The organism is Mesorhizobium sp. M8A.F.Ca.ET.021.01.1.1 (assembly GCF_003998025.1).
Classification (GTDB): Bacteria; Pseudomonadota; Alphaproteobacteria; order Rhizobiales; family Rhizobiaceae; genus Mesorhizobium.
The window spans coordinates 1-10983 of the sequence record NZ_RZSJ01000163.1 but is presented as its reverse complement, the minus strand read 5'-3'; the positions used below and the strand labels follow the sequence as shown (position 1 = coordinate 10983).

Below are 10983 nucleotides of genomic sequence, written 5' to 3'. Positions count from 1 at the left end.
GAACATGCCGTTCCATGCCGAGCATCATGCCTATCCCGGCGTGCCGTTTCACCAATTGCCGCGGTTTCACGCGCTGATCGAGCGGCACCTAAAGGTGGTCGAGCCCGGCTATGTCAGCTTCCACGAGAAATACCTGGAGACGCTGCGCTGACCTTGCGCCGATGCGTCAGCCGGTCTGGCTGCGCGGCGCACGCGCTTTCAACAGACGCTGGATGTCAGCCGCCTTCGACGGCACGCCGATCAGATAGCCTTGCGCCTCGACACAACCGTTGTCGCGCAGCATGTCGAGTTGCCTCTCGGTTTCGACGCCCTCGGCGGTGACGACGATGCCAAGTTCGGTGCCGAGACCGATGATAGAGCGAACGATCGCCGCCGTGTCGCGATTGCCCATGTCGCGAATGAATGATCGGTCGATCTTGATCTTGTCGACCGGAAAACGCCTGAGGTAGCCGAGCGAGGAATAGCCGGTCCCGAAATCGTCCAGCGCGATGCGGATACCGAGCTCACGCAACTGGCGCAGCGTTTTCAGCACGGCCTTGCTCTCGTCCATCAGTACGGTTTCGGTGATTTCCAGTTCCAACTGTCCGGCCGGGACGCCGGAAAAAGCCAGCGCCGAGATGACGGCGCGGGCAAACCCGCTGCTTTTGAGCTGCACCGCCGAGACATTGACCGCAATGCGCAAACCCGGCGGCCAGCTAGCCGCCGTCGCGCAGGCTTTCCTCAGCGCCCACTCGCCAAGCGGCACGATCAGCCCTGTCTCTTCGGCGACGGGAATGAAGTCGTCCGGCACCACCTTGCCGCGCGCCGGCGAATGCCAGCGCATCAAGGCCTCCGCGCCGATGATCTCGCCCGAGGCGATGTTCATGATGGGCTGGAAATCGAGATCGAACTCCTGGCGCGGCAGCGCGGTCTCCAGGTCGACTTCAAGCGCCCGCCGGGCCTGCACGGCGGCGTCCATTCCAGGTTCGAAGAAGCGATAGAGGTTTCGCCCTTCGCTCTTCGCCCGATAGAGCGCCGTGTCGGCGTTCTTCAGCAGCGTGTCGGCGTCACGGCCATCGGCGGGGGAAACGGCGATGCCCAGGCTGACGCCGACATGCATCTCGCGGCTCTTGTCGCGAAATGGTTTTGCGATTGCCTCGACGATGCGCTTCGCCAGTTTCTCGGCATCGGCAATGCCCACGGAGTTGGATTGGATGACGACGAACTCATCGCCGCCGAAACGGGCGATCATGTCCGCATCGTCGCGCAGGCAACGCAGCAGTCTTTCGGCTACGCTCTTCAACAGCCAGTCACCGGCAGGGTGTCCCCAGGTGTCGTTCACAGCCTTGAAACGGTCGAGGTCGAGCGAGAAGATCGCGAGCGGCGTAGCGGCCACATCCTCCAGCGCATGGTCGAGCCGTTCGCGAAACATCGATCGGTTGGGCAGCCCAGTCAGCGTGTCGTGATGCGCAAGATGGGTCATGCGCTCTTCGGCCAGCCGGCGTTCCGTGACGTCGTCGAACGTCGCCACCCAACCGCCGCCACTCATCGGCTGGCGCACGACCAGAAACGTCCTGCCGTCGGCGAGATGGCGATAAGTCGAATGCATTTTGCCCGCCCGCCGGCAGGCTTCGGTCTTGGCGACTTCGCTGTCGACGTCGATCTTCGTGTAGATGCCGAGTTCCAGCAATCGTTCGAGGGCGTCGCGGTGCGTCGTTCCAAGCGGGAAGTCGGCCGCCGTGACATTGTACAGTTCCAGAAAACGCCCGTTGCGCACGATCATCTTGCCGTCGGCGTCGTACATCAGCAGGCCTTGCGACATGTTGGCGAGCGCGGCGTCGAAGCGGCGATGCTGCTCCTTGAGATCCTGCTCGGCGCGCCGCTGTTCGGTGATATCCTCGTAGATCGAGACCCAGCCGCCCGAAGCCAGCGGCCGGTGCGAGATAAGGATGATGCGGCCGTCCGCCAGGATTTCTTCGTAGGCCGAAGGTTTCGCCTGGTCGATATAGGGCTTGCGGATGGCGTAGAGCTCGTCGGCGCTTTGCGAGGCGACGCCGAGGTCGACGCTATGCCGCAGGATGTCGATGAAGCGGATGCCCGGCCGCATCACCTTGGCGTCGAGGTGGAAGATGTCGATGTAGTTGCGGTTGCAGATGATCATGCGTTCATCGGCGTCGAACATGCACAGGCCATGCGACATGTTTTCGACAGCGGCTGAAAAGCGTTCGTTCTGCTCGCGCAGCTCATCTTGCATGCGGCGAGGGCGTTCCACGCCTCCGGCCGCCCGTTCCGGGCCGACCGAACCATCCTTGACATCCACGACGGGCATGAGGCGCCCCTGCGGTGCTTGATCGAACACCACACTGTTGACGCTTCCGGTTAATTTAGCGTTTTCTACCCTAGCGCGGATGTCGCAACGTGATGTCTTGACGTCTCGATCGCCGAAAACCGCTTCAGGAAGGCATTCTGCGCCGAGGTCACCGAGCGTGGCGCGAAGTCGAAGCGCTCCGCGGAAAAACCGCGCGGGCGGCCGAAGAACTCCGTCGCCTCGGCGCTCGAAAAGCCGGCGAGCAGCGTTGCCTCGAAATAGGCGGCGATCTGGTCGGCGCGCTTGATCTCTTTGCGGAGTACCGCGGCCGGTTCGGGAGGCAGCGAGAAACGCAGATGGATGGCGCGCTGCAGGCGCAATTCGCAATCCTTGTAGCTGCCGCCCATCACCGACTTGAATGGCGAGATCATGTCGCCGATGACATATTCGGGCGCGTCGTGCAGCAGCGCCGCCAACTGGTCGTCGGCCGAAGCCTGGGGCACCAGTTCGTTGAACAGCGCCTCGACCAGCAGCGAATGCTGGGCGACGGAAAAGGCGTGCTCGCCACTGGTCTGGCCGTTCCAGCGGGCAACGCGGGCAAGCCCATGCGCAATGTCCGAGATCTCGATGTCGAGCGGCGAGGGGTCGAGCAGGTCGAGCCTGCGGCCTGACAGCATGCGCTGCCAGGCGCGTGGTGGCGCGCCGGCGCGGTCCGCCGCCATCAGGTTTCCTCCGTGCCGGCGGCATCCTGCGGGAAACTGAATTTGGCCCAGGCAGGAATGGTGAGCGTCACCGGAGCATCGGCCGCCAGAATTGGTTGGCCAACGTCCAACGCCGCCTTGACCCTGTCTATGCGGGCAATGGCGAGCCCTGATGTGCCGGCACTTGAGCCGAGCGTGCCAACCGACCGCCCCTCGACAGTCAGTTCGGTGCCGACGGGGGGCAGGGGAAGCCCGGCCTCGACAATCAGCACGCGCCGCCTGGCCGTGCCCCGATGCTGCATGCGCGAGACCACCTCCTGGCCGACATAGCAGCCCTTCTTGAAGCCGACACCGCCCATCTCGTCGAGCAGCACGTCATGCGGGAACGCATCGCCGAGTGCATAGTCGGGTCCGCTCTCGGCAATGCCGTGGGCGATGCGAAAGGCCTGCCACGCGGCGATGTCGCCGGTATCCGCGGTGCCGGCATAGAAGCGCGTGACGCCTTCGTCGCCAAAGCGCCTGTCGGCGACCGCGGTTGAATCACTTTCTGAGGCGATTGATTCCTTTCCCCACGCGACGGTGACAAGCGTTTGTTCCGACTTGGCAATCTCGACCTTGGCGCGAAGCTTGTAGAGCATCAGCCGGCGAATGAAATCGTCTGAAACGTCGGCACGGCATTCGATGCGGAAGGCGTTTTCGCCGGCCCGCGAGATCAGGAAGTCGAACAGGATCTTGCCCTGCGGCGTCAACAGCGCGCCCGGCTTGGCCTCACCATTGCCAAGCGCATCGAGATCGGTGGTCAGGATGTTTTGCAGAAAGTGTTCGGCATCCGGGCCGGAGACGATGATGAGCGCGCGGTCTTTCAGCAGGGCAAAGGGCATGGGGCGGATAAAAGCCTGATCTTGCAAAACGGTTGGCCATTACGTAAGCCGCTGACACTCCCCCCGCAAGAGAGCATCACCATGACCTACGACCTCATCCTGACAGGCGGCACAGTGGCCAATCATGACGGCGAGGGGCTGCGCGACGTCGGCGTGACGGGCGGGCGCATCGCCGCGATCGGCGATCTGCGCCAGGCCTCGGCTGGCGAGACGATCGACTGCCGGGGCCTGCATATCCTGCCGGGCGTCGTCGACAGCCAGGTGCATTTCCGCGAGCCGGGACTGGAGCACAAGGAAGACCTGGAAACGGGTTCGCGCGCGGCGGTGCTGGGCGGTGTCACCGCCGTGTTCGAAATGCCCAACACCAACCCGCTGACCACCAGCGAGGCAACGCTTGCCGACAAGGTCCGGCGCGGCAGTGGCCGCATGCATTGCGATTTTGCTTTCTGGGTTGGCGGTACCCGCGACAACGCCAGGGACGTCGGCGACCTCGAACGTTTGCCGGGGGCCGCTGGAATAAAGGTCTTCATGGGCTCGTCCACCGGCGACCTGCTGGTCGAGGACGATGAAGGTGTCGCCTCGATCCTGCGAAACACCCGCCGCCGCGCCGCTTTTCATTCGGAGGACGAGTTCCGCCTGCGCGAGCGCCTGGGCGAGCGCATCGAGGGCGACCCGTCATCGCATCCGGTCTGGCGTGACGAGATCGCCGCCTTGCGCTGCACCGAAAGGCTGGTCCGCATCGCGCGCGACGTCCGCGCCCGCATCCACGTCCTGCACATCTCGACCGCCGAGGAAATACTGTTCCTCGAACAACACAAGGATGTCGCGACCTGCGAGGCCACACCGCACCATCTGACGCTGAGCGCCGACGACTATGCGCGCCTCGGCACGCTGATCCAGATGAACCCGCCGGTGCGCGACAAGCGCCATCGCGACGGCGTCTGGCATGGCATTGCGCAGGGCATTGTCGACGTGCTCGGCTCCGACCACGCGCCGCACACATTGGCCGAGAAGGCAAAATCCTATCCGGCTTCACCCTCGGGCATGACCGGCGTGCAGACGCTGGTGCCGATCATGCTCGACCACATCAATGCCGGCCGGCTGACCCTGCAGCGCTTTGTCGATCTCTCCAGTCATGGCCCGCAGCGCATCTTCGGCATGGCCCGGAAGGGCCGCATCGCCGCCGGCTACGACGCCGATTTCACCATTGTCGACATGAAGCGGCGCGAGACCATCACCAACGCGCAGGCCGGCTCGAAAGCCGGTTGGACACCCTATGACGGCAAGCAGGTGACCGGCTGGCCGGTCGGCACCGTCATCCGCGGTCAGCGCGTCATGTGGGAAGGCGAAATCGCCGTGCCAGGCCAGGGCAGGGCGGTGGAGTTCTCCGAGGCATTGCCTGGTTAGGCAACCAGTGGCTGTGCGTTGATTTTTAAGCGTTCCGCATTATGTTCAAGGCATTATGCAGGCACATATCGCGCCTATGATTGACCCCGCCGAGTTTCCAGAGCTGCAAGCGCTCTTGTGGAATCGCGATGCCGCGCGACTGATCCCGGCCGACGAAGCATTTGCGTTGTACGAGCGCAATTGGCGCTTTGTCGATCAGACACGGCTTACGACGCGCGAGAAATTGCTTATCCAGAATCTCGCCAGCGAATTCGGTCACGGTATCCTTCTGACTGCCGGCTGAATTGTCCTCCTGTGCTGGTTTTCGCCTCGCATTTGCAACCTCAAAACCGGACATTTCGCGAGCGGAAGCCATGAAGGAATTCAGAAAGCCGGAACACAGGATTATCGCTGAAGCCCTCGCGCTTATGGACCGCGATTTCCTGACCGCAGCCCAATGCTGGTTCGGTGGCGGGACGGCGATTGTGTTGAAATTGGGCGAGTATAGGCGGTCGTTGGACGTCGATTTTCTGTGCGCGGACGTCGACGGCTATCGCCAATTGCGAATGTCAGCAGTCGAACGCGGTGTAAGGGCATTCTTTCCTGAACCAGTCGAAGCTGTACGGGATTTTCGGATTGATCAGTATGGCCTGAGGACCGTGGTAAAGTTGAGGGGGCAATTGATCAAGTTTGAAATCGTTCGTGAAGCCCGCATCCCATTGCAAGGTCGTTTCGACGACGATCTAAATGTACCTTCTTTGACCCCCTCGGACATGTTCGCCGAGAAGTTATTGGCGAATGCCGATCGATGCCAAGACCGTGCTGTCGGCTATCGCGATGCTATTGATCTGGGGATGTTGATCAGCGCCTACCGGGAGATCCCGAGCGACGCTGTAGCCAAGGCCCAGGCTGCATATGGACAGGATATCCAGCGCAAGGTTGTTTGGGTGGTTAACAAGCTTCGGGATGCGGAAGAATTGAATTACGCAGCCGAGATCCTACAGATGGAGGCTGACATGGCTTGCGGCGCCATTTCGGCTCTTCGAAATGAGAGCATTCGCATTTGGCCTGATGCTGACATCAGCGAAGAACCTGCCAGCCCGCTCAAATAGCAACATCGTCTACGATGCTTGCATCCTGGCGCAACCAGGCAGGCGATGGCTTCAATCGCCGGCCACGAAGAAGGTCCATTGTCCGGCGGGTGTGATGCCGACGCGATAGAAGATGTAGGCGCCGAACTGTTTCATGTCGTCGAAATCGCCGGCCGTGACGATCTTGAACAGCTCGACCCGCTGCTTGGCGTCGAGTTTGTCGAGCGGCAGCGCGAAGAAATACGGCCAGACATAGAGTTCCTGTGGCGTGCCCGCATCGACACGGACGTAGCCGGCGGAGAGCACCTCCTCCAGAATAGCCAGGATCTCCTGGCCGTCAGGGTCGCCCGACAGCCCTTTGAGGAAGGCGATGGCGTCGCCATCGATATCGGCAAGCGACAGTTGGGTCATGCTGTCGCCCTTGCCGATCAAGGGCCTGAGCTTCTCGATGTCGCCGCTCTTGCAGGCTTCGATGATCAGGTCATGCATGCGCCGCACCGGCTCGGGCAGCTTGCCGAGGTCGTAGACGACTTCCGGCAGGGGCGCCTCGGGATCGACACGCGGCCTGTTGCTGCCGCCATCCGATGGAGTGTCAGGCTCCGCGGCGTCGGGAGCGGCCGGTTGGCTGCTCGAAGGCGATGTCCCCACCGGGTCAGGCATGGGAACTGTGCTTCCGGGCGTTGAACTATCGCCATCCGTCGACGGTGTGACCGGCGAGGGGAGTTCTTCGTTTTTGATCTCGCTCAGTGCATAGGCAGGGCTGCTGGCCAGGCACGTCGCCAAGGCAATCGCGCCACAGCAAGCAGCGAGGCGGATGTAGAGGACAAGGCCCTTCGGCCTGCCTGACATCGGAAAATTCACTGCCCGTATCTCCCTGCTCCGGGCATGGTGCCCGATCGGCATCCAATCGTCAAAGAACCTGATATCGGTTCAGTGCCGCAGCCGCTCGGGTTCGAAGGCGCCAGCAATCACTTTTTCACGCATACGGTCCAGCAGGGCAAGGGCCGAGGTCTCGCCATTGGCGCGCAGCATTTCGCCGAATGCCGTTTCGAGTGCCGCCTCGGCAATGATCTCGGGCTCGATGCCGGCCGAAAGACCTTCCGCCCAGGCTTCGCTGTGGCTCTCAACCGCCGTCAGGCGCTTCTCTTCCCTGACCAGCGCGTCGATGTCGTTGGCAGCATGTTCCATAAGCGATGTCCACCCTTTCAAGCGGCAACCCATCAGTGTGGATCAGGCTTGATCTGTTCCATTCATAGGCAGCTCCAAGTAAGTATCTGTAAATACGACATTTTTTAGATCGTCTGTTACAGGGGCCGACTGTGTTTGGCGAAGCTGCGTTTCAACCCGGATCAAACTTAGCCGATTAGGCCGGCCTGCGGGGCGAAAACCTTCAGTTTGAGTTAATTCCGCATTCGCGTGGTAACGTTTGATTAACGCTGTTGCAGAAGTGCAACATCAGGATTGCACCAAGACTTGGACAGGCACAAGCCGGATATGGCGATCATCGGTCGCGACGGGCCTGATATCTGTTGATGGATGCTCAGTTGCCATAACGCGAGGCGATGTCGCGCGACAGCGTCTCACCTTCCTTCATATAACGGCTGATGGCTTCAGTGGCCGAAGCGGTGCACTGGGTGTAGGTGCCGCCGAAGGAACGATAGCCGCGGTTGAAGCTGGCGATGAAGCGGGCGCGGCGTTCCGGGTCAGGGTTTTCCGAATCGAGCAGTTTTTCCATCTCGTCCCGCCACTGGTCGCCTTTCTCCCCGCACAGATTGCGCAGGAAATGCAGTGACCCCAGAACTTCCGCCAGCCGCATCAGCCCCGGCTCGAACGGCGACTCGGCACTGAAGGCAGGCCGCGCCGGGACAGCCGCGCTGACAGCAAGGCAAATGGCGAGGAGTATTGACGGACGGTTCATAGATCTTCTCTGACCGACGGCTTAGGCCGTTATCGTCTGTCGAACGGCTTAGGCCGTCATGGCTGGCGAGACAACATAAGCCTTGTGACGAAACAATTTGTCGCCTGCAAGGCGATTTTCAGTGCCGCCTCAGTGGGTCTGAAGGGGACCGAGGAGTTCCTCTGCGACCGCGAATACCGAGCCGACAAGCGGCAGCAGGGTCATCTCCTTGAGTGTATAGAAGGCCGCTGTCTCGGCGTCGTCACTGGCCACGGCCTCGCCACCGGCATAGGCGGCGCCGAAGACCGTGAGCAGATAGTCGACTGGGTGGCTGTCGTCCCTGCCGTCGATGTGGATTTCCCGAAGAGGCCGCAAGCCGGTGGCGCGCAAGCCGGTCTCTTCCACCAGTTCACGCCGTGCCGCATCCTCCAGCGTCTCGTCGCCTTCGACCTTGCCGCCGGGAAAGGCGTAGAGCCCTTGCGAAGGCGGCCTTGCCCGTTTCACGAGGAGTATGCTGTCCCCCCGCACGACGGCGACCGAGACGGCGGGAAGTGTCTTTCGTGCTTCGTTCATGATCAGGCTCATTCGCGGGCCGGTCTGTTGTGGACCGCCCGGTAAGAGGAAGCATTACCGGTTGCGCAACACCGGTTCCATAGCCACTTTCGGAGCCGAACCATTCGAAAGGCTCCATCATGTGCGGACGTTTTGCCTTGACCGCCACGCCGGACCGGACCGCCGCCTTCCTGGGCCTTGCCGAGCTCGAGGATTTCCCGGCCCGCTACAACATCGCGCCGACGCAGCCGGTCCTGATGGCGACTGCTGGCGTGCCGCGGGCTGCAGGCTCCAACCTGCCGGATCGGCAGCCGATGCTGGTGCGCTGGGGGCTCCTTCCTGCCTGGGTCAAGGACACCAGGGAGTTTCCGCTGCTGTTCAACGCGCGCTCGGAAGGCGCAGTCGAAAAGGCCTCGTTCAAGGCCGCCATGCGCCATCGCCGTGCGCTGGTGCCGGCATCCGGCTTTTACGAGTGGCGGCAGACCGGAGGCAGGAAGGGGCAACCCTATTGGATCCGGCCGCGGCATGGCGGATTGGTCGCCTTTGCCGGCCTGATCGAAACCTATGCCGAGCCGGGCGGCTCGGAGATGGACACCGGCGCCATCCTGACCGTCAACGCCAACGCCGACATCGCCCATATCCATGACCGCATGCCGGTGGTGATCGATGTCTCCGACTTTGCCCGCTGGCTGGATTGCCGCACGCTCGAACCGCGCGATGTCGCCCATCTGCTGCGGCCGGCACAGCCCGATTTCTTCGAGGCGATCCCTGTCTCCGGCCTTGTCAACAAGGTCGCCAACACCGGACCGGAGATTCAAGAGAGAGGCGAGGTTGGGCCGGAACCCGAGAAAGTCAGGCGCCAGAAACCCGGCGCGGACGACAGTCAGATGACGCTGTTCTAGCGAAGCCAGTCGGGGTCTTTATGTTCAGGGCGCTTGTTCGCGCCCTCGGTGTCGGCCGGGGCGCCGCTTCAGGCGGCGCGGGGCGATACGATCTTCTGCGCCGGCTTCTTCTTCTTGGCGGTGTGAAGAAGGGCGGCGACGATGGCTGCCGGACCGATCGCACGATAGTGGTTGGCCAGCGCCGGTTGCTTGGCGCGATTGGCTTCCTGCTTGCTTCGAGACATGTTTCTCTTCCCAGATAACGTTTTCGTGTATGCGACTTGGTCGCCGAATCCGACCAAATCGTGACGCTTGCTGATCTAGCCGGCGAATGTTTCATGACTGTGCCGACATGTTTAATAAAATGTTTCATTGGCTGATTCCGTGTAATCGGGCGATGCGTTTGCCAGCCCTCGCGATGTTTTTCCCGGGATCAGCGACTTGACGGCAACACTGGTCGGGGCGATAAAGCCGCCCATGAAAACGTCTTTCGCCATTTGTGGCATATGCATTATTGGCTAGCCTCGCGCTGGTCCGGACGTTTTCGCCTCATCTTCCCCAGATTGGACAAACGCCCCGGCCAGCAGGCTGGAGTCTGATTTGCGCCTCGGCGCGGGGCTGGCTCCATCCAGACAAGAAGTTCTGAAACCGGGAAGGCTTGGAATGTCTGACGCATCGCAGGGCCTGCGCCTCTACAACACGCTGACGCGCGCGAAAGAGGACTTCGTGCCGATCGATCCGCGAAATGTGCGCATGTATGTCTGCGGCCCGACCGTCTACGACTTCGCCCATATCGGCAACGCCAGGCCGGTCATCGTCTTCGACGTGCTGTTCCGTCTGCTGCGCCATCTCTATGGCGAGACGCACGTCACCTATGTGCGCAACATCACCGACGTCGACGACAAGATCAACGCGCGCGCGTTGCGTGATTTCGGCGGCGAGATATCAGCCGGCACACTGTCGCTTAACGAAGCGATCCGGCGGGTTACCGAAAAAACCGCCGACCAGTTCCACAGGGACGTCGCCACGCTTGGCTGCCTGGAGCCGACGGTCGAGCCGCGCGCCACCGAATTCGTCGAGCCCCGCGCCGACGGTAAGGCTGACATGATCACCTTGATTCTAAGCCTGATCGGGCGCGGCCACGCCTATGTCGCGGCGGGCGAAGTTCTGTTCGATACTGCATCGATGCCGGACTATGGGCAATTGTCGAAACGCAATCTCGACGAGCAGCAGGCCGGCGCCCGCATCGCCGTCGACGCCCACAAGAAAAACCCCGGCGATTTCGTGCTGTGGAAACTGTCTTCGGC

At 62.0% G+C, this 10983-nt stretch carries 13 protein-coding genes and 1 pseudogene; 6 read left to right on the top strand and 8 right to left on the bottom strand.

The features are described 5' to 3' along the window. Positions 1 to 151, top strand: a 151-nt coding sequence (locus EOA36_RS15190; protein ID WP_189553219.1) for a fatty acid desaturase, incomplete at its 5' end; no start/stop codon positions are given. Positions 152 to 166: 15 nt separating this feature from the next. On the opposite strand, the gene EOA36_RS15185 is transcribed toward EOA36_RS15190, so the two are convergent. The 3 genes from EOA36_RS15185 to EOA36_RS15175 all read right to left on the bottom strand — a co-directional run bounded on the left by EOA36_RS15185 (position 167) and on the right by EOA36_RS15175 (position 3869). After that, the gene (locus tag EOA36_RS15185) at positions 167 to 2308 is read right to left on the bottom strand and encodes an EAL domain-containing protein (RefSeq protein WP_127278322.1); all 2142 of its coding nucleotides are present in this window, start codon (positions 2306 to 2308) and stop codon (positions 167 to 169) included. 65 nt (positions 2309 to 2373) lie between these two features. Next, on the bottom strand, positions 2374 to 3009 hold the full coding sequence (locus EOA36_RS15180) for an HD family hydrolase (RefSeq protein WP_127278321.1): 636 nt from the start codon (positions 3007 to 3009) through the stop codon (positions 2374 to 2376). After that, on the bottom strand, positions 3009 to 3869 hold the full coding sequence (locus tag EOA36_RS15175) for a folate-binding protein YgfZ (RefSeq protein WP_127278320.1): 861 nt from the start codon (positions 3867 to 3869) through the stop codon (positions 3009 to 3011). Before EOA36_RS15175 ends, EOA36_RS15180 begins: the two co-directional genes overlap by 1 nt. Positions 3870 to 3944: 75 nt before the next feature. On the opposite strand from EOA36_RS15175, the gene EOA36_RS15170 reads away from it, so the two are divergent. From EOA36_RS15170 to EOA36_RS15160, 3 genes are all read left to right on the top strand, one after another. Continuing rightward, positions 3945 to 5276 carry a dihydroorotase gene (locus EOA36_RS15170; RefSeq protein WP_189522169.1) on the top strand — a complete coding sequence of 444 codons (1332 nt, stop codon included), beginning with the start codon at positions 3945 to 3947 and terminating at the stop codon, positions 5274 to 5276. A gap of 76 nt (positions 5277 to 5352) precedes the next feature. Then, on the top strand, positions 5353 to 5559 hold the full coding sequence (locus EOA36_RS15165; RefSeq protein ID WP_245464358.1) for a hypothetical protein: 207 nt from the start codon (positions 5353 to 5355) through the stop codon (positions 5557 to 5559). Between the two features lie 70 nt (positions 5560 to 5629). Further along, complete coding sequence (locus EOA36_RS15160; protein WP_127278317.1) at positions 5630 to 6367, top strand: nucleotidyl transferase AbiEii/AbiGii toxin family protein; 738 nt, start codon at positions 5630 to 5632, stop codon at positions 6365 to 6367. A 51-nt stretch (positions 6368 to 6418) separates the two neighbouring features. Here EOA36_RS15160 and EOA36_RS15155 read toward each other — a convergent pair whose 3' ends face one another. The 4 genes from EOA36_RS15155 to EOA36_RS15140 form a co-directional block, all read right to left on the bottom strand. Further along, on the bottom strand, positions 6419 to 7207 hold the full coding sequence (locus tag EOA36_RS15155) for a hypothetical protein (RefSeq protein ID WP_189522148.1): 789 nt from the start codon (positions 7205 to 7207) through the stop codon (positions 6419 to 6421). Between the two features lie 69 nt (positions 7208 to 7276). Then, positions 7277 to 7534: a hypothetical protein gene (locus EOA36_RS15150; RefSeq protein ID WP_015318556.1), complete on the bottom strand. Its 258-nt coding sequence runs from the start codon at positions 7532 to 7534 to the stop codon at positions 7277 to 7279. A gap of 352 nt (positions 7535 to 7886) precedes the next feature. Next, positions 7887 to 8264, bottom strand: a complete 378-nt coding sequence (locus EOA36_RS15145) for a TIGR02301 family protein (protein ID WP_127278315.1) — start codon at positions 8262 to 8264, stop codon at positions 7887 to 7889. Between the two features lie 129 nt (positions 8265 to 8393). Beyond that, entirely contained in the window at positions 8394 to 8816 is a 423-nt protein-coding gene (locus EOA36_RS15140; RefSeq protein WP_127278314.1) for an NUDIX hydrolase, read from the bottom strand. Between the two features lie 119 nt (positions 8817 to 8935). Between EOA36_RS15140 and EOA36_RS15135 the strand changes: the two genes are divergently transcribed. Next, on the top strand, positions 8936 to 9697 hold the full coding sequence (locus tag EOA36_RS15135; protein WP_127278313.1) for an SOS response-associated peptidase: 762 nt from the start codon (positions 8936 to 8938) through the stop codon (positions 9695 to 9697). Between the two features lie 68 nt (positions 9698 to 9765). Here EOA36_RS15135 and EOA36_RS15130 read toward each other — a convergent pair whose 3' ends face one another. Further along, entirely contained in the window at positions 9766 to 9921 is a 156-nt protein-coding gene (locus EOA36_RS15130) for a hypothetical protein (protein ID WP_127278312.1), read from the bottom strand. Between the two features lie 418 nt (positions 9922 to 10339). On the opposite strand from EOA36_RS15130, the pseudogene EOA36_RS15125 reads away from it, so the two are divergent. Continuing rightward, positions 10340 to 10983, top strand: a pseudogene (locus EOA36_RS15125) (cysteine--tRNA ligase); the annotation flags it as partial.

Coding starts and splice junctions, on each gene's coding strand:
- EOA36_RS15185 (WP_127278322.1), bottom strand. CDS start 2,308: ATGCCCGTCGTGGATGTCAAGGATGGTTCGGTCGGCCCGGAACGGGCG.
- EOA36_RS15180 (WP_127278321.1), bottom strand. CDS start 3,009: ATGGCGGCGGACCGCGCCGGCGCGCCACCACGCGCCTGGCAGCGCATG.
- EOA36_RS15175 (WP_127278320.1), bottom strand. CDS start 3,869: ATGCCCTTTGCCCTGCTGAAAGACCGCGCGCTCATCATCGTCTCCGGC.
- EOA36_RS15165 (WP_245464358.1), top strand. CDS start 5,353: ATGATTGACCCCGCCGAGTTTCCAGAGCTGCAAGCGCTCTTGTGGAAT.
- EOA36_RS15160 (WP_127278317.1), top strand. CDS start 5,630: ATGAAGGAATTCAGAAAGCCGGAACACAGGATTATCGCTGAAGCCCTC.
- EOA36_RS15150 (WP_015318556.1), bottom strand. CDS start 7,534: ATGGAACATGCTGCCAACGACATCGACGCGCTGGTCAGGGAAGAGAAG.
- EOA36_RS15145 (WP_127278315.1), bottom strand. CDS start 8,264: ATGAACCGTCCGTCAATACTCCTCGCCATTTGCCTTGCTGTCAGCGCG.
- EOA36_RS15140 (WP_127278314.1), bottom strand. CDS start 8,816: ATGAACGAAGCACGAAAGACACTTCCCGCCGTCTCGGTCGCCGTCGTG.
- EOA36_RS15135 (WP_127278313.1), top strand. CDS start 8,936: ATGTGCGGACGTTTTGCCTTGACCGCCACGCCGGACCGGACCGCCGCC.
- EOA36_RS15130 (WP_127278312.1), bottom strand. CDS start 9,921: ATGTCTCGAAGCAAGCAGGAAGCCAATCGCGCCAAGCAACCGGCGCTG.